The 20,058-nt window shown below is 57.4% G+C and carries 22 protein-coding genes, 1 tRNA gene and 1 riboswitch; of the genes, 17 read left to right on the top strand and 6 right to left on the bottom strand.

The window, feature by feature from the left end:
- Positions 1–172: 172 nt before the first annotated feature.
- The 6 genes from cmk (at position 173) to pyrF (ending at position 5,346) form a co-directional block, all read left to right on the top strand.
- Positions 173–865: a (d)CMP kinase gene (cmk, locus tag AB5Y82_RS10225; protein ID WP_111901343.1), complete on the top strand. Its 693-nt coding sequence runs from the start codon at positions 173–175 to the stop codon at positions 863–865.
- 94 nt (positions 866–959) lie between these two features.
- Positions 960–2,630 (top strand): 30S ribosomal protein S1, encoded by a 1,671-nt coding sequence (gene rpsA / locus AB5Y82_RS10220; protein ID WP_005337148.1) that lies wholly within the window; start codon positions 960–962, stop codon positions 2,628–2,630.
- 92 nt (positions 2,631–2,722) lie between these two features.
- Positions 2,723–3,007 (top strand): integration host factor subunit beta, encoded by a 285-nt coding sequence (ihfB, locus tag AB5Y82_RS10215; protein WP_005299934.1) that lies wholly within the window; start codon positions 2,723–2,725, stop codon positions 3,005–3,007.
- Positions 3,008–3,165: 158 nt separating this feature from the next.
- Positions 3,166–3,450 (top strand): LapA family protein, encoded by a 285-nt coding sequence (locus tag AB5Y82_RS10210; protein WP_111901344.1) that lies wholly within the window; start codon positions 3,166–3,168, stop codon positions 3,448–3,450.
- A gap of 9 nt (positions 3,451–3,459) precedes the next feature.
- Positions 3,460–4,626, top strand: a complete 1,167-nt coding sequence (gene lapB, locus AB5Y82_RS10205; RefSeq protein WP_159143883.1) for a lipopolysaccharide assembly protein LapB — start codon at positions 3,460–3,462, stop codon at positions 4,624–4,626.
- An 18-nt stretch (positions 4,627–4,644) separates the two neighbouring features.
- Positions 4,645–5,346 (top strand): orotidine-5'-phosphate decarboxylase, encoded by a 702-nt coding sequence (gene pyrF / locus AB5Y82_RS10200; RefSeq protein WP_159143882.1) that lies wholly within the window; start codon positions 4,645–4,647, stop codon positions 5,344–5,346.
- Here pyrF and rrtA read toward each other — a convergent pair.
- Complete coding sequence (rrtA, locus tag AB5Y82_RS10195) at positions 5,321–5,914, bottom strand: rhombosortase (RefSeq protein WP_074042643.1); 594 nt, start codon at positions 5,912–5,914, stop codon at positions 5,321–5,323. The genes pyrF and rrtA overlap by 26 nt on opposite strands.
- Here rrtA and AB5Y82_RS10190 point away from each other — a divergent pair.
- The 5 genes from AB5Y82_RS10190 (at position 5,913) to AB5Y82_RS10170 (ending at position 8,801) form a co-directional block, all read left to right on the top strand.
- Positions 5,913–6,536 (top strand): tRNA-uridine aminocarboxypropyltransferase, encoded by a 624-nt coding sequence (locus AB5Y82_RS10190; RefSeq protein ID WP_159143881.1) that lies wholly within the window; start codon positions 5,913–5,915, stop codon positions 6,534–6,536. The two genes, rrtA and AB5Y82_RS10190, sit on opposite strands and share 2 nt — an antisense overlap.
- Positions 6,537–6,556: 20 nt before the next feature.
- Entirely contained in the window at positions 6,557–7,264 is a 708-nt protein-coding gene (gene queC, locus AB5Y82_RS10185; RefSeq protein WP_113740692.1) for a 7-cyano-7-deazaguanine synthase QueC, read from the top strand.
- A gap of 61 nt (positions 7,265–7,325) precedes the next feature.
- Complete coding sequence (gene queE, locus AB5Y82_RS10180; protein WP_069527953.1) at positions 7,326–7,997, top strand: 7-carboxy-7-deazaguanine synthase QueE; 672 nt, start codon at positions 7,326–7,328, stop codon at positions 7,995–7,997.
- Between the two features lies 1 nt (position 7,998).
- Complete coding sequence (locus tag AB5Y82_RS10175; RefSeq protein ID WP_111901350.1) at positions 7,999–8,229, top strand: DUF3820 family protein; 231 nt, start codon at positions 7,999–8,001, stop codon at positions 8,227–8,229.
- A complete protein-coding gene (locus AB5Y82_RS10170) occupies positions 8,226–8,801 on the top strand; it encodes a cob(I)yrinic acid a,c-diamide adenosyltransferase (protein WP_159143880.1) in 576 nt (191 codons plus the stop codon). Before AB5Y82_RS10175 ends, AB5Y82_RS10170 begins: the two co-directional genes overlap by 4 nt.
- Before the next feature lie 69 nt (positions 8,802–8,870).
- Here the strand turns inward: AB5Y82_RS10170 and AB5Y82_RS10165 are convergent, their stop codons facing one another.
- Positions 8,871–9,275 (bottom strand): H-NS family nucleoid-associated regulatory protein, encoded by a 405-nt coding sequence (locus tag AB5Y82_RS10165; protein ID WP_005359895.1) that lies wholly within the window; start codon positions 9,273–9,275, stop codon positions 8,871–8,873.
- A 302-nt stretch (positions 9,276–9,577) separates the two neighbouring features.
- A riboswitch (Lysine riboswitch) is annotated at positions 9,578–9,749 on the top strand.
- Positions 9,750–9,837: 88 nt separating this feature from the next.
- Between AB5Y82_RS10165 and AB5Y82_RS10160 the strand changes: the two genes are divergently transcribed.
- Both AB5Y82_RS10160 and AB5Y82_RS10155 read left to right on the top strand, forming a co-directional pair.
- Complete coding sequence (locus tag AB5Y82_RS10160; protein ID WP_100653934.1) at positions 9,838–11,418, top strand: Na+/H+ antiporter NhaC family protein; 1,581 nt, start codon at positions 9,838–9,840, stop codon at positions 11,416–11,418.
- A 91-nt stretch (positions 11,419–11,509) separates the two neighbouring features.
- Positions 11,510–12,091 carry a thymidine kinase gene (locus AB5Y82_RS10155; protein ID WP_005337121.1) on the top strand — a complete coding sequence of 194 codons (582 nt, stop codon included), beginning with the start codon at positions 11,510–11,512 and terminating at the stop codon, positions 12,089–12,091.
- 72 nt (positions 12,092–12,163) lie between these two features.
- Here the strand turns inward: AB5Y82_RS10155 and AB5Y82_RS10150 are convergent, their stop codons facing one another.
- Positions 12,164–13,501 (bottom strand): flavohemoglobin expression-modulating QEGLA motif protein, encoded by a 1,338-nt coding sequence (locus AB5Y82_RS10150; RefSeq protein ID WP_201990203.1) that lies wholly within the window; start codon positions 13,499–13,501, stop codon positions 12,164–12,166.
- A 158-nt stretch (positions 13,502–13,659) separates the two neighbouring features.
- Here AB5Y82_RS10150 and AB5Y82_RS10145 point away from each other — a divergent pair, with 158 nt between their 5' ends.
- The 4 genes from AB5Y82_RS10145 to htpG all read left to right on the top strand — a co-directional run bounded on the left by AB5Y82_RS10145 (position 13,660) and on the right by htpG (position 17,213).
- On the top strand, positions 13,660–14,115 hold the full coding sequence (locus AB5Y82_RS10145; protein WP_368173930.1) for a YbjN domain-containing protein: 456 nt from the start codon (positions 13,660–13,662) through the stop codon (positions 14,113–14,115).
- A 134-nt stretch (positions 14,116–14,249) separates the two neighbouring features.
- Positions 14,250–14,337: transfer RNA gene (locus tag AB5Y82_RS10140), tRNA-Ser, on the top strand.
- Positions 14,338–14,520: 183 nt separating this feature from the next.
- The gene (gene recR, locus AB5Y82_RS10135) at positions 14,521–15,123 is read left to right on the top strand and encodes a recombination mediator RecR (protein ID WP_019444931.1); all 603 of its coding nucleotides are present in this window, start codon (positions 14,521–14,523) and stop codon (positions 15,121–15,123) included.
- Positions 15,124–15,299: 176 nt separating this feature from the next.
- Positions 15,300–17,213, top strand: coding sequence for a molecular chaperone HtpG (htpG, locus tag AB5Y82_RS10130; protein WP_111900607.1), 1,914 nt, complete (start codon positions 15,300–15,302; stop codon positions 17,211–17,213).
- Between the two features lie 105 nt (positions 17,214–17,318).
- Here htpG and AB5Y82_RS10125 read toward each other — a convergent pair whose 3' ends face one another.
- The 3 genes from AB5Y82_RS10125 to AB5Y82_RS10115 are packed head-to-tail and all read right to left on the bottom strand — an operon-like array spanning position 17,319 to position 20,030.
- A complete protein-coding gene (locus AB5Y82_RS10125) occupies positions 17,319–18,104 on the bottom strand; it encodes an ABC transporter ATP-binding protein (RefSeq protein ID WP_005333681.1) in 786 nt (261 codons plus the stop codon).
- A 34-nt stretch (positions 18,105–18,138) separates the two neighbouring features.
- Positions 18,139–19,137, bottom strand: coding sequence for an oligopeptide/dipeptide ABC transporter ATP-binding protein (locus tag AB5Y82_RS10120; protein WP_005333679.1), 999 nt, complete (start codon positions 19,135–19,137; stop codon positions 18,139–18,141).
- Positions 19,137–20,030, bottom strand: a complete 894-nt coding sequence (locus tag AB5Y82_RS10115; RefSeq protein ID WP_005333677.1) for an ABC transporter permease subunit — start codon at positions 20,028–20,030, stop codon at positions 19,137–19,139. The genes AB5Y82_RS10120 and AB5Y82_RS10115 overlap by 1 nt, the downstream gene beginning before the upstream one ends.
- Positions 20,031–20,058 lie beyond the last annotated feature (28 nt).

The following is a 20,058-nucleotide window of genomic DNA, read 5'->3' as shown; positions in this document are numbered from 1 at the left end:
AGTCCCTGCATTGCTTAATGAAATCTCCAAATGAGATACAAGCACAGCTGTCCGTCGGGGTTTTGGCCCTTTGTGCGGATTGATGACTGCCAGGCTCACCACATTCGGGTATAATCGGCGCCCATTAACCCACCCCTTCGGGATGGGAGCAACACAGTGCAGGAGAGAAGTTATGCCTCAGATGGCCCCCGTAATGACAATTGATGGCCCCAGTGGTGCAGGTAAAGGCACCTTGTGTCAGCTGCTTGCTGAGAAGCTGGGTTGGCACTTGCTGGACTCGGGCGCCATCTATCGGGTGTTGTCCTTGGCCGCCCTGCATCACGATGTAGAGCTGGACAGTGAAGCCTCACTGGTGCCGCTGGCTGCCAATCTGGATGTGCAATTTCAGGTTGAGGGCGATTTGGTCAAGGTTATCCTGGAAGGGGAAGATGTCTCCCGCACCATCCGCACCGAAGAAGTGGGTAATGCAGCCAGTAAAATCGCCGCCTTCCCCCGTGTGCGCGAAGCCTTGCTGCGCCGTCAGCGGGCATTTCGTCAGGCCCCGGGTCTGATTGCCGATGGTCGTGACATGGGCACAGTTGTTTTCCCCGAGGCCGAGGTGAAGATTTTCCTCGACGCCAGTGCCGAAGAACGGGCCCAGCGTCGCTATAAGCAGTTGCAAGATAAGGGCTTTGATGTTAACTTTGAGCGTCTTTTAACCGAGATTCGGGAACGTGACGATCGCGACAGAAATCGCGCTACTGCACCCCTGAAACCGGCAGAAGATGCTCTGGTGGTAGATTCTACCTCCATGACCATAGATGAAGTGCTGGCAACAGTACTCGCCTATGCAGAGCAACAACTTGGTGATGCCAGCGCAAGCTGACATCCGGTCGTCTGCACCAAGGATGGCGCAGATTATTTAAAACAGCCCCGCTTGTGCCGGATTGCAAGTGGATGTTTCATTTGTGACATAAACAATGATCGAATCTTTTGCTCAACTCTTTGAAGAGTCCCTGAACGCCGTTGAAACCCGTCAAGGTTCCATCGTCAAGGGTACTGTCGTTGCTATCGAGAACGGTTTCGTACTGGTTGACGCCGGTCTGAAATCCGAGTCCGCTATCCCGGCTGAAGAATTCAAGAACGCCATGGGCGAGCTGGAAATCAACGTCGGCGACACCGTTGACGTGGCTCTGGACTCTATCGAAGATGGTTTCGGCGAAACCAAGCTGTCCCGCGAAAAAGCCAAGCGCCACGAAGCCTGGCTGCAGCTTGAGAAGGCTTACGAAGAGCAAGCTACCGTTATCGGTATCATCAACGGCAAGGTCAAGGGTGGTTTCACCGTTGAACTGAACGGCATCCGTGCCTTCCTGCCGGGTTCTCTGGTTGACGTGCGTCCGATCCGTGACACCGCTCACCTGGAAAACAAAGAACTCGAGTTCAAAGTCATCAAACTGGACCAGAAGCGCAACAACGTTGTTGTTTCCCGTCGTGCCGTGATCGAGACCGAGAACACCTCCGAGCGCGAAAGCCTGCTGGCTAACCTGCAAGAAGGTCAAGAAGTTAAGGGTATCGTCAAGAACCTGACCGACTACGGTGCATTCGTAGATCTGGGCGGTGTTGACGGCCTGCTGCACATCACAGACATGGCGTGGAAGCGCGTTAAGCATCCTTCCGAAATCGTCAACGTTGGCGACGAGATCGCTGTCAAGGTTCTGAAGTTCGACCGCGAGCGTACCCGTGTATCCCTGGGTCTGAAGCAGCTGGGCGAAGATCCCTGGGTTGCTATCGCCAAGCGTTACCCGGAGACCACCCGTCTGTCTGGCCGCGTGACCAACCTGACCGACTACGGCTGCTTCGTTGAAATCGAAGAAGGCGTTGAAGGCCTGGTACACGTATCCGAGATGGATTGGACCAACAAGAACATCCACCCGTCCAAAGTTGTTAACGTTGGCGACGTGGTTGACGTGATGGTTCTGGACATCGACGAAGAGCGTCGTCGTATCTCCCTGGGTCTGAAGCAGTGCAAATCCAACCCGTGGCAGCTGTTTGCCGAAACTCACGCCAAAGGCGACCGTGTTTCCGGCAAGATCAAGTCCATCACTGACTTCGGTATCTTCATCGGTCTGGATGGCGGCATCGACGGCCTGGTTCACCTGTCTGACATCTCCTGGAACAACCAGGGCGAAGAAGCCGTGCGTGAATTCAAGAAAGGCGACGAGATCGAAGCCGTTGTTCTGCAAGTGGATCCGGAGCGTGAGCGCATCTCCCTGGGTGTCAAGCAGATCGAAGAAGACCCGTTCAACAAGTACCTGGCTGACAACAAGAAAGGTGCTATCGTGAAGGGTAAGGTTACCGAGGTTGATGCCAAAGGTGCCGTTATCGAACTGGCTGATGGCGTAGAAGGCTACCTGCGTGCCTCCGACGCTGCTCGTGACCGTGTAGAAGACGCCACTCTGGTGCTGTCTGTTGGTGACGAAGTTGAAGCTAAATTCATGGGCGTTGATCGTAAGAACCGCACTGTAAGCCTGTCTGTCCGTGCTAAGGACGAGGCTGATGAGCGTGTTGCTATCGATAACCTGAACCAGCAAGAAGAAGTTGTGTTCAGCAATGCTATGATGGAAGCGTTCAAAGCCGCCAAGGGTGAGTAATCCTTGATGCAAGAAAAGGGCGGCATTGCGCCGCCCTTTTTTATCCTGGCAAAATGAATATTGCATGTGATCGGGGAAGGAGATTTAACGTTATGACCAAATCAGATCTCATCGAACAACTGGCAGCCAGCCGCATGCATATGCCGGCCAAGGATGTCGAAGCCGCCATCAAGGAGATCCTTGAGCAGATGGCGTCGACCTTGCAAAACGGCGACCGGATTGAAATCCGCGGATTTGGCAGTTTTTCACTGCACTATCGTGCGCCCCGTGTGGGCCGCAACCCCAAGACTGGGGACAAGGTTGAACTGACCGGGAAATATGTCCCGCACTTCAAACCTGGTAAAGAGTTGCGCGAGCGCGTCAACATCATTGAATAATGCAGAAATGGGCATACCTCGGGTATGCCTTTTTTCTTTTTGGCACCGATTCCTGTGCCAATCGTCTTGTTTCTTAAACTCTTTTCCCATTCACTCTAGAGTCTGCCTGCGATTTTAAGGATAATCAGCCTCTCATTAGATACTGACAGGGAGCTCTTATGAAGCGTATTTTGGCCCTCATTCCGCTGGTGCTGGTGTTTGTTCTGACCCTGGCGCTGGGCTCACAAAATGGCCAGCTGGTTCAGTTCAATTACCTGATCGCTCAGGGTGAGTTTTCGCTTGCCATGCTGTTGGGCTTCTTCTTCGCTGGCGGTTTTTTGCTGGGCTGGCTGGTATTCGGCCTGCTGTTCCTGCGCCTGAAAATGCAAAACCGCACCCTCAACCGCACCATGCGTCGTCAATCCCGCGAGTTGGAGCTGGCCCGGTCATCGGGTAAGGAATAATGTTCCTCAATGCTTGAACTGCTTTTCCTGCTGTTGCCCATCGCCGCCGGTTATGGTTGGTACATGGGTCGCAGGAGTGTTCGCCAGGACACCCAAAAACAGAGTAACCAGTTTTCCCGCCAGTATGTGGCGGGCCTCAACTATTTGCTGTCCGATGAATCCGACAAGGCGGTGGATCTCTTTATCCAGCTGCTTGAGGTGGACAGTGAAACCATCGAAACACACCTCTCCCTCGGCAACCTGTTTCGCCAGCGTGGGGAGGTCGATCGTGCCATCAAGATCCACCAGAACCTGGTAACCCGCCAGCTGACCCGGGAGCAGCGACAACTTGCCCTGCAGGAGCTTGCGCGCGACTTTTTGGCTGCTGGTCTGCTCGACCGAGCGGAAGCGCTCTGGAATGAGCTGTGTGATGACAGCGACTATGAAGAGACTGCGCTGGCACAGCTGTTGATCATCCATCAGCAACTGCGGGATTGGGACAAGGCCATCGATGTGGCGGTTCGTCTGCAAAAATTCCAGGGCAAGAAGCTGGCCGACCCCATCTCCCATTTCTATTGCGAACAGGCCGAGATCGCGCTGCGTGAGGGCAATAAAGGGGAGGGGCTGGCCAAGCTCAAACGGGCGCTCAATATCAATCCGGCATGTGCCCGGGCCAGTTTGCGCCTCGCTGAGCTCGCCATGGCAGAGGGGGAGTATGAGCAGGCCAGCAAGGAGCTGCTGCGGGTGTTCGAGCAGGATATCGACTTTGCCTCCGAGGCAATGCCCAAATTGCTCGAGTGCTATCAGCAGTTGGGGCGCACGCCCGCATTGATCCCGCTGCTTGAGAAGGCAGTGGAAGATCACGCCGGTGTCAGCGTGACCCTGGCCCTTGCCAAGCTGGTTGAAGAGCGTGATGGCCTGAGCCAGGCCCGTTCGCTGGTGTTGCGTCAGCTGCGTCGTCATCCCTCGATGAAAGGTTTTTACCAGCTGGTGGGTTTTCAACTGGCCAGTGCGGAGGAGGGGCCTGCCAAGGAGAGCCTCGAACTGCTGCAACAGCTGGTCGGCGAGCAGATCAAAATCAAGTCAACCCACAAGTGTCGGCAGTGCGGCTTTGCCACTCACTCGCTGTTCTGGCAGTGCCCGTCTTGTCGCCAGTGGGGTTCCATCAAGCCGATCCGTGGTCTGGACGGTGAATAACAAGCAATAGGATGTGAGATGCAAGATCCCAAAGTACTGGTAGCGCTGGATTATCAGCACGAGGCAGATGCCTTAGCGTTCGTTGAACGTATCTCTCCGGCCCAGTGCCGTCTCAAGGTAGGCAAGGAGATGTTTACCCTGTTTGGCCCGCAGTTTGTACGCCAGCTGGTGGCCAAGGGATTCGATGTCTTTCTGGATCTGAAATTTCACGATATTCCCAATACCGTTGCCAAAGCCGTGGCAGCCAGTGCCGAGCTCGGTGTCTGGATGGTCAACGTGCATGCCAGTGGTGGTGAGCGGATGATGCGTGCCGCCAAAGAGGCGCTGCTGCCTTATGGCGACAAGGCGCCATTGTTGATCGGGGTGACCGTACTGACCAGCATGGAGCAGTCCGACATGATCCCTCTTGGTCTGGATGTGAGCCCTGCCGAGCAGGTGATCCGGCTGGCTACCTTGACCAAGGCATCTGGCTTGGATGGGGTTGTCTGCTCTGCCAACGAGGCCCATGAGCTTAAAGCCTTGCTGGGCGAAGATTTCAAGCTGGTGACCCCGGGTATTCGCCCGACCGGTTCAGCGGCCGGGGATCAGCGCCGGGTGATGACACCGAAAGCGGCGGTCGAGGAGGGGTCCGATTATCTGGTTATCGGTCGCCCCATTACGCAGGCTGCCGATCCGGCCGCCATGCTGGCCAGCATCAATGCCGAGCTGGCTGGTGCGTAACAGGCTCACTCAGTGATACGCGGTGCAGGCCGAGCAACAGGCCTGCACCGGCCCCGATAAGATGAGAGCCGATGTGTACCCTGGCATTGATCAGGGTGGATATCGGGCTCTCTCCTGCGTTGTAGAAGTCCATCGCCAGCTTGAGCCCCATCCCTGCCAACAGTAGCCAGCCCGACGTGCGGCGTCCGTGGCGGATATCCTGCATTGCCCCCCAGACAAACAGACCATGCAGCGAGCCGGATAGTCCCATGTACCACTGGGTCTGCGGGCACCACCACCAGATCCCCAAGCCCACTGCCAGCCAGAGCAGCAACATCAGCAGCGGCAGGCGAGCCCCACCCAGATAGTCGCGAAACAGGCTATAGAGGATGGCGAGGCCGCCCAGATTGAGCAGCAGGTGCCACAGATTGGTATGAGCCAGATTGCCTGTTATGATCCGCCACCCTTCGCCCCCGGCGATCAAGGGCCGATCGAAGGAGAGCTGAAGATTGGGAACGGTAAAGAAGAGTAGCAAGCTGGTGAGAGAGAGCGTGATAACCCAGAGCAATCCAGATTTGTCTGACAACATGAAACAGTCCAACGACAAGAACAGTCGATACTGTACACGTTGCACCCGAGCCCTCAAAGCCTGCCTGTGCGATTATATTGTGCCGGTTGACAATCACACGCCCCTCTACATCTTGCAGCACCCCAACGAGGTGGCACATCCCAAGGGGACTGCGGCGCTGCTGGCGGCCTCTTTGCAACAGTGCGAGATCCATGTGGGGGAGGACTTTTCCCGCGATGAGTGGCTCAATGGGTTGCTTGCAGATCCTTCCCGTCGCTGCTATCTACTCTGGCCGGATGAGGATGCCATTTCGCTGACCGATCTTCGCCAACAGCGGGAGAGTGAATCCTCTGGCAAAACGTCCATCGTCTTTATCTTGCTCGACGGCACCTGGCGCAAAGCCTATCGCATGTTGCAGAGCAACCCGGCACTGGCCCGCTTGCCCCGCATCGGCATTGGTGCCATTGCCGGTCAATATGCCATTCGCAAGAAACCCTTTCCCGATGCCCTCTCTACCATAGAGGCGGGCTATCACCTCTTGTCCCGGTGGGAGGGGAGGCCGGAGCACTATGCGCCCTTGCTGACCCTGTTTAACCGGTTGAATACCCAGTGGCAGGACTTTGCCGAAGGCCGCCGCGCGTGACATTTGAAGGAGTTATCAAGATGAAAAAAGCAGTCGTGGTTTTCAGCGGTGGTCAGGACAGCACCACCTGTCTGGTACAGGCATTGGCTCAGTATGATGAAGTGCACGCCATCACCTTCGACTATGGCCAGCGCCATCGGGAAGAGATCGACACCGCGCGTCGTCTGGGCAGTGCTCTGGGGATCGCCGCCCACAAGGTGATGGATGTGACGCTGCTCAATGAGCTGGCGGTCTCTGCCCTGACCCGTGACGACATCCCGGTCAGCTGCGAGCTGCAGGATAATGGCCTGCCCAACACCTTCGTGCCGGGTCGCAATATCCTGTTCCTGACCCTGGCTTCCATCTATGCCTATCAGGTGGGCGCCGAAGCTGTGATCACCGGTGTCTGCGAGACCGACTTCTCCGGCTATCCCGATTGCCGTGACGAGTTCGTCAAGGCCCTCAATCAGGCGGTGTCGCTGGGGCTGGATCGCGGCATCCGTTTTGAAACTCCCTTGATGTGGCTCGACAAGGCCGAGACCTGGGCTCTGGCGGATCACTATGGTCACCTCGACACGGTGCGCCAGCAGACCCTGACCTGCTACAACGGCATTGCCGGTGACGGTTGCGGCACGTGTCCTGCGTGTGAACTGCGCCGTCGCGGCCTGAACAACTATCTGGCCGACAAGGCGGGCATCATGGCCAGACTGTTTGAGAAAACCGGGCTGGGTGAGAAAAGCGCAGAGTGAGCCTGCGTCTTGCCGTGGCTTGGGGTATAATCCGCGACTTTTGCAACAAGCCGTGATCGAGATGCACTACCCAATCAACGAGATTTTCCAGACCATCCAGGGGGAGGGTATCTTTACCGGCCTGCCCGCCATCTTTGTTCGCCTGCAGGGTTGCCCGGTGGGCTGCCCCTGGTGCGATACCCGTCATACCTGGGTTGTTGATCCGGCTCGTGAAGTGGGCAAGGCTGCGGTGCTGGATCGCTCCAACGAATCCGATTGTTGGAGCCAACTTAGCACCGCGCAGATTATCAAGAGTTTTACCGACCTGGGTTATCAGGCGCGCCATGTGGTGATCACCGGTGGCGAGCCCTGCCTCTACGATCTGCACGAACTCTCGTCAGCATTACTGGCGGCGGGTTATCAGGTGCAAATTGAAACCAGTGGCACCAGCGAGATCAAGACTCATGAGCAGACTTGGGTAACCGTCTCCCCCAAGATCGGTATGAAAGGGGGGCTGCCTGTGCTGGTCTCGGCGCTGGAGCGTGCCAACGAGATCAAGCATCCGGTGGCCACCGAGCACCATATTGAAGAGCTGGATGCGCTGCTCGCTACCGCTACCCTGCGCCCGGACGTGGTCATTGCCTTGCAGCCGATCAGCCAGAAGCCAAGGGCCACCCAATTGGCGATGGATACCTGTATCGCGCGTAACTGGCGACTCTCAATCCAGACTCATAAATATCTGGATATCGATTAATATGGATTGGCTATCCGACGAACAGGTACTGCTGACCCTGACCAACAAGATGCCTTACGGTAAATATCAGGGTCGACGTATCATCGATATTCCCGAGCCCTATCTGGTGTGGATGGCGCGCAGCGGTTTTCCGGCGGATAAATTGGGCCAGACGCTAGCGTTGGCTTACGAAATCAAACTCAATGGACTCGAGTCCATGATTATTCCCATTATTAACAGGATGTCGGTATGAGAATATATACGAGGCAGGGCGACAAGGGCATGACCCGGCTGGCCGATGGTATCCAGTTGCCAAAGGATCATTTGCGGGTCGAGACCTACGGTTATATCGATGAGCTCAACTCCCATATTGGCTTGCTGATTTGTGACGTGCCGTCGCAAGAGATCGGTTTATTGGCTGATTTACAGCTGTTGCAACAGGAGTTGTTTGATCTGGGGGGGGAGTTGGCATTCTCCAGTGACGCCCAGAATGAATCGATTTGGCAGGTTAATGCCGCCTGGACCACTCGCCTTGAACAGCAGATAGATAGTTATAGTGAGCCATTGCCACCGCTGCGCCAATTTATATTGCCCGGTGGTTCCCATGCCGCGGCGCAAGCACATGTGGTGCGTACTCTGGTGCGTCATTGCGAGCGCTTGCTGCTGACATTGAGCCGGGAAGAGCGGGTCAATCCCGAGGTGCTGCCCTATCTGAACCGGATGAGTGACTGGTTCTTTACCGTTGCCCGCTATCTCATCTGCGTAGCAGGGGATCGTGAAGTGCTGTGGGTCAAGGCAGCAGATCGCCCGCAATCGGCTATCTGATATGTCACATTTAAGCGGCAATAAAAAACCTCGCCTTGGCGAGGTTTTTTATTAGCAACGAGATTGAGATCAGATAGCAAAGTCTTCCAGTGATTTGCCTGCTGCCACTGCGCTGGCAATAGCCGAAGGCATACGGCCCTGGCCGGTCCAGGTTTTCTCTACGCCATTATCCTGATAGCGATATTTGGCAGGACGTGGCGCCCGCTTGGCTTTTTCTGATTTGCCGGGGTTGGTAGCGACAGCGCTTACCAATTCTGCCGGGTCAATACCGGCGGCTTTCAGCATTTCGCTATATTCGTTAATTTTACGCAGATGCTCTTCACGGGCCTGACGCTCGGCAGCTTCATCCTGCTGACGCTCAGCAACGATAGTAGAGAGTTTTTCCAGTGCCTCTTCCAGTTGTTCCAGAGAAAGCTCGCGGCAGGTCGCACGCAGACTGCGGATATTAAGCAGTACCTTTAAAAATTCATTCATAGGAGTTACCACGTCGAGTCAGAGAAAAATATTATGTTCCAGCTGATTCTTGCTTGGTGATTTAAATAAGTCAAGCAGGGTTAAATATTATATCCGTGGGGAACATCAATACAGATATTTAATATGGCCAGCAATAGGCTTGGTGATTGGATGCCAATGAAACCGCAGTAGGTGAAAATATCGTCAAAGCTGGTGTTGTTGCATCATTTGACTACCATTTTCCGGCCTTGATCTGTTTATTATGATTATTTAATCAAAAAACTTGCTATAAGCTGCCATCTCGATAAAATGTGCGGCGAATACCTTTAAGTAGAGGCGCGCTGCCTATGAGTATTTGTGCGGAGGGTGATGCCTGTGATGCACAAGGAAAGGAGTCAGCGCCGAAGTGGCCAGGCCATCATACCGGGCTGCTGGTTCTGCATCTAATAGGTGCAGGACTGCCATAGTCATCCACTATGGAGCGCTACCTGAAGGGGCTGAGGAGTATGACCTCCCCATAGGTTTTGTTTCTTTAGATCCTCTCGGTAGATCTCCACCTGTAATCTTTAGGTGCAAAGAGATCATGGACATTAGTCATTTCGCCGACTCCGGTTGGTCCGTTCTTCCCCCCCTGTTGGCTGTCGCGCTGGCGATCCTGACCCGCCGCGTACTGTTGTCCCTTGGTGTGGGCATCGTCACCGGCAGTCTGCTGCTCAATCAGTTTTCGCCCCTCGAATCCCTGCATTACATGTTGAATACCGTGCTCAAGATCTTCTGGGTCGATGGCGCGCTCAATCGTGACAACGTCAACATGATCCTGTTTATGCTGCTGCTGGGTGGCCTCATCAGCCTGATGAGCGTCTCCGGGGCGACCCGTGCCTTTGCCGAGTGGGCCGAGCGTCGTGCCAAGACCCGCAAGGGCGCCAAAGCCCTGACTGGCATGATGGTGTTTGCCTTCTTTATCGATGACTTCTTCCACAGTCTGTCGGTGGGGGCCATCTGCCGTCCGGTGACCGACCGCTTCCAGATCTCCCGTGCCAAACTGGCCTATCTGCTGGACTCCACCGCGGCGCCGGTCTGTGTGCTGATGCCCATCTCCTCCTGGGGTGCCTATATCATCGCCCTGGTTGGCGGCATCATGGCGGCCCACGGTCTGACCGAGCAGAGCCCCATCGCGGCGTTTGTCGAGATGATCCCGATGAACCTCTACGCCGTCTTCACCCTGATCATGGTGCTGGTGGTGATTGCATTCCAACTCGACATCGGCCCGATGCGTCAACACGAAGCGTGGGCGCTGGAAGGCAAGCTGTGGGATGAGTCCAAGGGCCGCCCCATCGGTCTGGATATGGAGAGCCCGGAGGAGAGCAACGGCGGCATGATCGACATGGTACTGCCGATCCTGACCCTGACCGCCGCCACCATCTATTTTATGATCGATTCCGGTGCTGCGGTGCTGAGCGAGAAAGGGCTGCCCTTCAGCGTGCTCGGCTCGTTCGAAAATACCAACGTCGGCTCTTCGCTGGTCTACGGTGCCCTGTGCAGTCTGGTGGTCTCCATCGGTCTGGCGATGCGCCTGAAGCTGGGGGCCAAGAACTGGATCAAGGCCGCGCCGCAAGGCGTCATGGCCATGCTGCCAGCCATCAACATCCTGCTGTTTGCCTGGACCATAGGTGCCGTGGTGCGCGACGTGGAGACCGGCAAGTACCTGGCTTCGCTGGCCAATGGTAACCTGCCGATTGAAGTGCTGCCCGCCGTGGTCTTTATCCTCTCCTGTGCCATGGCATTTGCCACCGGCACCAGCTGGGGCACCTTCGGCATCATGCTGCCGCTGGCCGGTGACATGGCTGCCGCCAGCGACATCAGCCTGATGCTGCCGATGCTGGCTGCGGTACTGGCTGGCTCGGTGTTCGGGGATCACAGCTCGCCCATCTCCAGCACCAGCATCCTCTCAGCCACCGGCGCTGGCTGCCATCACATCGATCACGTGATGACCCAGCTGCCCTATGCGCTGGCCATCGCCTTCGGTGCGGCCATCGGTTACCTGGCGATGGGCTTGATGCACTCCAGCCTGGCCGGTTTCAGCGTCAGCGCCCTCTGGTTTGTGCTCTTTACCAGCTATCACCTGAAAAAGGCCAAAGCGCGGCCAGTGCTGGCCACCGCGTAACATTTATAGAGCAAGGGGCCCGCGGGCCCCTTGGTTTTGTCAGGGGCTTTGGTTAGCATGCGCCCCATAAATTCAGTTTCGGAACAGTATCATGGCTTCACTGCACTACAAATTTGCCACCATGAATTCAGGCAAATCCACCCAGCTCATTCAGGCGCACTTCAACTATCTGGAGCGGGGCATGCATCCTCTGGCGATGACGCCAGCCATCGATGACCGTTTCGGGGTCGGGGTGATCAGTGCCCGGGTAGGCCTTGAACTGAAGGTTGACGTGTTCAGCGACAGCTGTGATCTGTTTGAAATGGTGAAAGAGCGCCATGCGAAGAAACATATCGATGTTTTCATCGTGGACGAGGCCCAGTTCCTGACCCGTGAGCAGGTCTACCAGCTGGCCCGCATCGTCGATGAGCAGGATATTCCGGTGATGGCCTATGGCCTCAAGACCGATTTTCGCGGTGAACTGTTCCCCGGCTCCTACCATCTGCTCTGTCTGGCCGACAAGTTTGAAGAGTTGAAGAGCATCTGCTGGTGTGGCAACAAGGCCCACATGAACTCCCGGGTCAACGAAGCCGGTCAGGTTATGCGTGATGGCGAACAGGTAGAGATCGGCGGCAATGATCGTTATGTGTCGCTTTGCCGCAAACACTATCTGGAAGGTCGGGCCTACAAGTAATCCCGCTGCGATATCTGAGAAGGGCGCCAATCTGGCGCCCTTTTTATTTTCCCCAACTTCTATCGCTGTGGTTCAGTCGATCTCGATATCCACCGGCGCAATGATGGGGTCGGCCACCGGCAGGCGTTGAAACAGCTGGCGAAAATGGTGCTGTACCCGGCCGATATCCACCAGCGACATGCCGGAGGCAAAACCGAACCAGACATAGAGCCCGGTGAGATCGCGAAACATCGGCGGCAAATAGCGGGGAGCGGCGATCAGCCCCTCCAGATAGTGCTGATAGAGCACCGGAATGTCATCCAGTGTCACCTTGCCGACAAACAGCATTGGCAGGATCTCGGGCACCCCTTCCAGCACGGCGCTGCGGATAAAGTTGACCGTCTCCACATAGCCACGCACGTAGGAGAGATCCTTGGTAAAGCAGGCGCCGCCGTCCACTATGCCGCCACGAAAGACCCGCTGGGTGATCTTGTAGGCGTCGTGCTCGCTGGTGCCCTGCTGCACGAAATGCTGAAATACCTCGATAAAATCGGCGCCGCGCTCGGCCATGTCGATGGCCATCACCCGATCGGAGATGCGCTTGGCCCGATCCGGAAAGGAGCTGAAGGTGAGGGTCTCTATCAGGACAGCCAGCCCCTCCTGACAGGCGGTGATCCGCGGTGAACCGGCGCTCAGCCAGGTGGCATAGGGCTGCTGGCGACCGTTGAGGGTGGTGCCGACATGGACCCACCCCTCGTGTACCTCCAGCACCTGCAAGTCCAGCTCGGAGAAACGGGCGTGGGAGTTGAGCTTGATGTAGTCGCCACCGGCAGCGGCATCGGAGACAATCCCATCGCTCAGCTTCACCTGCACAGTGCCGTCACTGAAGTAGCTCGACAGCTTGCCCTGCAGTTTGGCGACCGCGGCTTCTCCTTCGAACTCCTTGGGGTAGGGGCGCACCAGATGGCGGGCGCCGGGCAGGGAGAAGATATCGCACAGGCGGGCGCCCAGCTCCTTGAGAGTCTTGCGATCCCCGCGCAGGTGATCGCTGGCAGAGCCATAAAGCAGCTGGCTGTAACGCTGAAAATCGGGTTGGCCGCGCTGGCGCAGCATCTCGATCACCACCATGTACTGATCGACCGTCTCTTGCAGGATCCGGCCAAGATCGTCCTGTGGCCCCAGTTTTCTGCGGATCCGGTCCCGCAGCTCCTTGAGCTCCAGATACTTGTTGCGCGGATCGAAGCCGAGGGGGAGGGCATCATAGAAGTGCCTGTCGATAGCGGGCAGCTCCCTGCCACCGCTTACCAGAAAGCGATCCTGCAGATGGCGTGGCCATTTGATGGCATCCAGAATGCGGATGGGTTTTTGCAGGGTGAGCAGCTCATCCGAGAGTGATTTCAGATGAAGGCGATACTTTTCTTGGATAGTCATGGGGCCCCCTGTGGGGCAAGCGTCATCGTGGATTTGGCTGAGTATATGCATAGCGCTTGCCAAAAAGAAGCGAGCCGCAGGGTTATCGGGTTGGCGTGCTTTTTGTTGATAGCAAATTGGTTTAGACTGCGCCCCTTGATCCCAATCTTGTCGTGGAAATGATGAATATCCCCAGCTCCGAAATGATAATGCGTTGGTTGCAACAGGCTCGTATCGAGCACTATGTCTGCGACCAGTGTCACGGTATCCACATTGTCTCTTTGCAGTCGGTCGATGGTATTCAGGAGAGCCGGATCTTCGTGGAAGAGGAAGGCCTGCTGTTCTCCTCCGAGCTGGAAGTGCGCCCCTCCGCAATGCTGCCGCTGGTTGCCGAACTGGGCCGACTCAATATGCAGTACCCCTCCCTCAAGGTGTTCCTCGATATCATCGATGACAATCTGCCGCGGCTGGTGGTCGGCCACACCGTCTTTACCAAGGCCGGACTCAGCGTCGAGCAGTTCCTGTTGTTCGTGCAAAGCACCATCGCCGCAACCCACGAACTGGTTGCCGAATGCGAACGTTCCGGCTTCCTCAACCTGCCGGAAATCCCGGTCGCACCGGAATCTGTGCATTAAGTGTTCGAACGGTTCGCCAGGTGAAAAAAGCCGTTGACGCGGGCGGGGCTTTCCCCTAAATTACGCCCCGTTCCAGCGCAACAGCGTAGCGAACACCGTGTTGGCTGAACACGTTAAACCACAGACCAAAATTTGGTGAGGTGTCCGAGTGGCTGAAGGAGCACGCCTGGAAAGTGTGTATACGGCAACGTATCGAGGGTTCGAATCCCTCCCTCACCGCCAAATTGCAAAGCCCTGATGGAAACATCAGGGCTTTTTGCTATCCGCGTTTTTATGGACTCTGTTGGCAAGCCGATAGCGATGGGCGGCGTGCTCGGGTATAGTCCTGCGCCAGTTGCGTTATCCAGTTCAGCTGACCCGCGGTTATCCAGAGAGTGGTGCGGGTTGGCCAGTGTGAGGTGTGTTATGAAATTCAGTCCCCTGCTCGACGAGATGATGAAAGCCCTGCAGGTGCTGCCGGGGGTGGGGCCCAAATCGGCACAGCGGATGGCCTTTACCCTGCTCGAGCGCGAGCGCAGCGGTGGTTTGCGGCTGGCCCAGCTGCTCTCCCGCGCCCTGACCGAGATTGGCCACTGCAGCCACTGCCGCACCTTTACCGAGAACGATCGCTGCGATATTTGCGCCAATCCCAAGCGGGAAGAGAATGGTCTGCTCTGTGTGGTGGAGAGCCCGGCGGACGTGGCTGCCATCGAGCAGACCGGCCAGTTTTCCGGTCGTTACTTTGTGCTGATGGGCCATCTGTCGCCGCTGGATGGCATCGGCCCGGAGGAGCTGGGGCTCGATATTCTCGAGCGCCGGTTGAAGGAAGAGCACATCAGCGAACTGATCCTCGCCACCAATCCGACCATCGAGGGGGATGCCACCGCCTGGTATATCGCCGATATGGCCCGTGCGGCCGGGGTGGAGGTGAGCCGCATCGCCCACGGGGTGCCGGTAGGGGGTGAGCTGGAGCTGGTGGATGGCACTACGCTCTCCCACTCCCTGATGGGGCGCCAGCGCTTGAAATAGCTAGGCGCCAGCCAGTTGCCCCGCATTAATAGCGGTAGCGCTGGGCAATAAATAGCCGTTTGAGCGGGTTTGAAGGGGCGAGTGAGCTGGATTGCACACTCGCCCCTTGATATTTGATTGGCCGTCCCCATTTAGGTTGGGCATATGTTCAACCCGATGTTTCTGAGGATTGGTCCATGACCCAAAGTGTTCATGCCGAAACCCACGGCTTTCAGACTGAAGTCAAACAACTGCTGAGCCTGATGGCTCACAGCCTCTACTCCAACAAAGAAGTATTCCTGCGCGAGCTGATCTCCAACGCATCCGATGCGGCGGACAAGCTGCGCTTCAAGGCGCTTTCCGATGCCTCTTTGTTCGAAAACGACGGCCAGTTGCGTGTGCGTCTGGTGGTGGACAAAGAGAAGCGTACCCTGACCATCTCCGATAACGGGATCGGTATGACCCGTGATCAGGTGATTGAGCACCTGGGTACCATCGCCAAGTCCGGCACCGCAGAATTCTTCAAAAACCTCTCCGGCGATCAGGGACGTGACTCCCAGCTGATCGGCCAGTTCGGGGTCGGTTTCTACTCCGCCTTTATCGTGGCCGACAAGGTGACCGTGGTCTCCCGCGCCGCCGGTACTGCTCCGGAGCAGGGCGTACAGTGGGAATCGGAAGGGGAAGGCTCCTTCACTGTCGCTGACGTGACCAAAGAGGGTCGCGGTACCGATGTCATCCTGCACCTGCGTGCCGAAGAGGACGAGTTCCTCGACGACTGGCGTCTGCGCTCCGTGGTGGGCAAATATTCCGATCACATCAGCGTGCCTGTAGAGATGTACAAAGAGGGCACCCCGGATCGCGAAGAGGATGGTGAGACCATCGTCGGCACCCCGGGCGAGTGGGAGCAGGTCAACCGCGCCACGGCACTGTGGACCCGCAACCCGAAAGATATCAAGGACGAGGAGTATCAGGAGTTCTACAAGCACGTCGCCCACGACTTTGAAGATCCGCTGCTGTGGGGTCACAACCGGGTGGAAGGGGCGCAGGAGTACACCAGCCTGCTCTACGTACCGGCCCGCGCACCGTTCGACCTCTACAACCGCGAGCAGAAGCACGGTCTGAAGCTCTATGTGCAGCGCGTCTTCATCATGGATGACGCCGAGCAGTTTATGCCGACCTACCTGCGCTTCGTCAAAGGGGTGCTGGACTCCAACGATCTGCCGCTCAACGTTAGCCGTGAAATCCTGCAGGACAACAAGGTGACCGCCTCCCTGCGCAAGGCTTGCTCCAAGCGCGTGCTGACCATGCTCTCCAAGCTGGCGAAAGACGATGCCGAGAAGTACGCCAAGTTCTGGAAAGAGTTCGGTAACGTGCTCAAAGAGGGCCCGGCCGAGGATTACGCTAACCGCGAAGAGATCGCCAAGCTCCTGCGCTTTGCCAGCACCGCTGGCGAGGGCGAAGCCCAGACAGTCTCTCTTGAGGATTACGTTGGCCGCATGAAGGAAGGCCAGCAGAAGATCTACTACATCACTGCTGACTCCTATGCCGCTGCCAAGAACAGCCCGCACCTCGAGATCTTCCGCAAGAAGGGCGTCGAAGTGCTGCTGATGTGGGAGCGCGTGGACGAGTGGCTGATGAGCCACCTGACCGAGTTCGACGGTAAGCAGCTCATCTCCGTCACCCGTGGCGAACTGGATCTCGGCGATCTGGAAGACGAAGCCTCCAAGCAGGCCCAGGAAGAGGCCGAAAAGGCCAACGCCGGTCTGGTTGAGCGGGTCAAGAAGAGCCTGGGCGAAGCGGTGAAAGAGGTGCGCGTCACTCACCGTCTGACCGACTCCCCCTCTTGCATCGTCACCGACGCCTACGGTATGAGCACCCAGATGATCAAGCTGATGCGCGCGGCCGGCCAGCCGGTACCGGAGCAGAAGTACATTCTGGAGCTCAACCCTGACCACGCGCTGGTGAAGAAACTCGACACCATTGAAGACGAGGCACTGTTTGGCGAGTGGGTCACTCTGCTGCACGAACAGGCCCAGCTGGCCGAACAGGGCGGGCTGAACGATCCGGCGAGCTTCGTCTCCCGCATCAACCGTCTGCTGCTGCAAGCCTAAGCAGCAACGCCGGTAACAGAAAGCCCACTGCATGCAGTGGGCTTTTTTGATCCCGCCGAGTGAGCTCGGCGAAACACAGCGGTGAGGGAGGCGGCCAGCGCCTCTCTATTTGCGGTATTCGTTGTTGTAGTTCTGGATGAGACGGCGAGTCACCTCATGTTGGGGATCGGCAAACACTTTGAGGGTCTTGCCGCGCTCCACCACCCGACCTTCGTGCATCACCAGCACCTCGTCGCTGATATGGCTGACGATGCCCAAATCGTTGGCTACCAGCACATAGCTCAGCCCCATGGTCTCCTGCATCTCCAGCAGCAGGTTGATGATCTGGGAGCGCACCGAGATATCCAGGGTGGAGAGCGCCTCATCGGCCACCACGATCTTGGGGTTGAGGATCAGCGCGCGCGCCAGCGCCACCCGCTGTTGCTGACCGGAGGAGAGCATCTGCGGATAGAACAGGGCGTGATCCGGCAGCATCCCCACCATACGCAGGGTCTGCACCACCTTCTCGCGGCGCTCCTCCTCGGTCATCTCGGTGTTGAGACGCAGCGGCGTCTCCAGGATCTGGCCGACCCGGATCTTGCGGTTCAGCGAGGTGTTGGGATCCTGAAAAATCATCCGCAGCAGTTTGCAGCGAGTCTGGTAATCGCCATGCACCATCAGCTGGCCGTCGATGGCGATGTCGCCGCTGGTGGGTTCGATCATCCCGGCCAGAATGCGGGCGAGGGTACTCTTGCCGGAGCCAGCTTCGCCGACGATGGCGAGGGTCTGACCCACTTCGAGATCGAACGAGAGGGGCTTGATCGCCTCCACCGCCTGACGACGGAACAGACCGGTGCGGTTCTGGTAGGTTTTGCTAAGGCCTCTGACCTGCAACAGGGATGGCTCGATCACAAGCGGGGCTCCTTCATGGGGGCATTAACGGTCATCATTTTTTTGGCTCCTCCATGTTCAGCGGGAAGTGGCAGCTGAACTGATGGCCCTTGATCTTGTTCATCAACGGAGTCTGCACGCACTGCTTCTGGGCGTAGGGGCAGCGCGGCCCCAGACGGCAACCGATGGGCAGGTGTTGCAGCGGCGGGATGACGCCGGGCAGGGTTTCGAGGCGCGACTTGTGGCGCACCAGCTTGTCAAAGTCGGGGATCGATTTGAGCAGGGCATCGGTATAGGGGTGATGCGGGGTCTCGAGGATCTGCTCCCGGGTGCCCACTTCCACCATCTGGCCGCAGTACATCACGTTGATGGTGTCGGTCAGATTGGCGATGGCGGCGATATCGTTACTGATGATCAGGATGGTGGTGTTGCCCAGCTTGTTCATCTTGTCCAGCAGTCGCAGGATCTGGGAGTGGGTGGTGGACTCCATGGCGCTGGTGGGCTCGTCGGCTACCAGCAGACGCGGCTGGTTGGCAATCGCCATGGCGATCATCACCTTCTGGCACATGCCATCCGACAGCTCGTGGGGATAGGCGCGCATCACCTTGCGGTGATCCTTGACGCCTACACGGTGCAGCAGGGCGATGGCCTTCTTCTTGCGCCACTGGAAGCGCTGCCAGAATTGTCCCTCGAACGAATCGGTCGGGATCGCCTCTTCAAGTTGGGTGCCGATCTCCTCGGAGGGGTCGAGACAGCTGATGGGGTCCTGGAAGATCATGGCGATCTCGCGACCCATGATGCGACGGCGCTCCTTGGGAGCCATGGTCAGCAGATCCATGTCGTTGAAGCGCATCCGGTCGGCACGTACCGTCCAGTTGTCCTTCTCGATGCCCACGATCACTTTGGCGATCAGACTCTTGCCGGAGCCGGATTCACCCACCAGACCGCGGATCTCCCCCTCGGTCAGGGTCAGGCTCACCTTGTCCACCGCCTTGACCTTGCCTTGCGGGGTGTCGATCTCGATGGTGAGATTGCGAATGTCGAGCAGCGGCATCAGTCATTCCCCTCTTTGAGTGCTTCACGAATGCCTTCACCAACTAAATTGGTCACCAGCACGCTGAACAGGATGGCGATGCCGGGCAGGGTGACGGTCCAGGGGGCGAGATAGATAAGGTCGCTCGAATCGGCCAGCATGGTGCCCCACTCCGGTTGGGGAGACTGGGCGCCGAGGCCAAGAAAACCGACCGCCGAGATATCGAGAATGGCTGCCGACAAGGTGCGGGTGGTCTGGGCCACCAAGGTTTCGACAATGTTGGGCAAAATAGCCAGACGCATGATCCGGAAGGGGGGCGAGCCATCGAGGCGGCTGGCGGTGATGTACTCCTTCTGCATCTCGGCATGTACTGCGTTGTAGGTGGCCCGGATAAAAGGCGGGATCAACGCCAGGGTAATGGCTATCAGGGTATTGCCAAAACCCGGTCCCATGATGGCAACCATGATGATGGCCATCAGCAGGGAGGGGATGGAGAGCAGGGTATCGAGCAGGTGGTGCAGCACGCTCGATTTAAGCCCCTTGCTCATGCCGCCGAGGATACCGATGGCGGAGCCCACCACCATGGCGATCACCACCACGACCAGCGCATAGCCGAAAGTGAGACGCGCCCCTACCACCAGCCGGGAGAGCATGTCGCGCCCCAGATCGTCGGTGCCGAGGAAGTAGTCGATGTTGCCGGTCGCCGCCCAGGAGGGGGCGAGCAGCAGCTTGTCGGTGTGCTGTTCATCGATGCCGTAGGGAACGACCAGCGGCCCCACCAGCGTGATGAGCAGCAACAGCAAAAAGCACCATAGCCCCGCCATCGCCAGCGGATTGCGGCTGTATGAGGCCCACGTCTGCTCAAGGGGCGAGAGGATCTTGAGCTCGGGATAGATGTTCGATTTATCTTGCATAGGATACCTGGCTCCTGGTCACGCCATG

It is taken from the genome of Aeromonas sp. s13 (assembly GCF_040907905.1).
In the GTDB taxonomy this organism is placed as follows: domain Bacteria; phylum Pseudomonadota; class Gammaproteobacteria; order Enterobacterales; family Aeromonadaceae; genus Aeromonas; species Aeromonas veronii.
Note: the sequence above shows the minus strand (reverse complement) of the source record. Positions and strands in the feature narration are given on the sequence as shown.

What these genes read in the sequence shown, in the direction of transcription:
- cmk (WP_111901343.1), top strand. Translation starts at nt 173, where the DNA reads ATGCCTCAGATGGCCCCCGTAATGACAATTGATGGCCCCAGTGGTGCA.
- rpsA (WP_005337148.1), top strand. Translation starts at nt 960, where the DNA reads ATGATCGAATCTTTTGCTCAACTCTTTGAAGAGTCCCTGAACGCCGTT.
- ihfB (WP_005299934.1), top strand. Translation starts at nt 2,723, where the DNA reads ATGACCAAATCAGATCTCATCGAACAACTGGCAGCCAGCCGCATGCAT.
- AB5Y82_RS10210 (WP_111901344.1), top strand. Translation starts at nt 3,166, where the DNA reads ATGAAGCGTATTTTGGCCCTCATTCCGCTGGTGCTGGTGTTTGTTCTG.
- lapB (WP_159143883.1), top strand. Translation starts at nt 3,460, where the DNA reads ATGCTTGAACTGCTTTTCCTGCTGTTGCCCATCGCCGCCGGTTATGGT.
- pyrF (WP_159143882.1), top strand. Translation starts at nt 4,645, where the DNA reads ATGCAAGATCCCAAAGTACTGGTAGCGCTGGATTATCAGCACGAGGCA.
- AB5Y82_RS10190 (WP_159143881.1), top strand. Translation starts at nt 5,913, where the DNA reads ATGAAACAGTCCAACGACAAGAACAGTCGATACTGTACACGTTGCACC.
- rrtA (WP_074042643.1), bottom strand. Translation starts at nt 5,914, where the DNA reads ATGTTGTCAGACAAATCTGGATTGCTCTGGGTTATCACGCTCTCTCTC.
- queC (WP_113740692.1), top strand. Translation starts at nt 6,557, where the DNA reads ATGAAAAAAGCAGTCGTGGTTTTCAGCGGTGGTCAGGACAGCACCACC.
- queE (WP_069527953.1), top strand. Translation starts at nt 7,326, where the DNA reads ATGCACTACCCAATCAACGAGATTTTCCAGACCATCCAGGGGGAGGGT.
- AB5Y82_RS10175 (WP_111901350.1), top strand. Translation starts at nt 7,999, where the DNA reads ATGGATTGGCTATCCGACGAACAGGTACTGCTGACCCTGACCAACAAG.
- AB5Y82_RS10170 (WP_159143880.1), top strand. Translation starts at nt 8,226, where the DNA reads ATGAGAATATATACGAGGCAGGGCGACAAGGGCATGACCCGGCTGGCC.
- AB5Y82_RS10165 (WP_005359895.1), bottom strand. Translation starts at nt 9,275, where the DNA reads ATGAATGAATTTTTAAAGGTACTGCTTAATATCCGCAGTCTGCGTGCG.
- AB5Y82_RS10160 (WP_100653934.1), top strand. Translation starts at nt 9,838, where the DNA reads ATGGACATTAGTCATTTCGCCGACTCCGGTTGGTCCGTTCTTCCCCCC.
- AB5Y82_RS10155 (WP_005337121.1), top strand. Translation starts at nt 11,510, where the DNA reads ATGGCTTCACTGCACTACAAATTTGCCACCATGAATTCAGGCAAATCC.
- AB5Y82_RS10150 (WP_201990203.1), bottom strand. Translation starts at nt 13,501, where the DNA reads ATGACTATCCAAGAAAAGTATCGCCTTCATCTGAAATCACTCTCGGAT.
- AB5Y82_RS10145 (WP_368173930.1), top strand. Translation starts at nt 13,660, where the DNA reads ATGATGAATATCCCCAGCTCCGAAATGATAATGCGTTGGTTGCAACAG.
- recR (WP_019444931.1), top strand. Translation starts at nt 14,521, where the DNA reads ATGAAATTCAGTCCCCTGCTCGACGAGATGATGAAAGCCCTGCAGGTG.
- htpG (WP_111900607.1), top strand. Translation starts at nt 15,300, where the DNA reads ATGACCCAAAGTGTTCATGCCGAAACCCACGGCTTTCAGACTGAAGTC.
- AB5Y82_RS10120 (WP_005333679.1), bottom strand. Translation starts at nt 19,137, where the DNA reads ATGCCGCTGCTCGACATTCGCAATCTCACCATCGAGATCGACACCCCG.
- AB5Y82_RS10115 (WP_005333677.1), bottom strand. Translation starts at nt 20,030, where the DNA reads ATGCAAGATAAATCGAACATCTATCCCGAGCTCAAGATCCTCTCGCCC.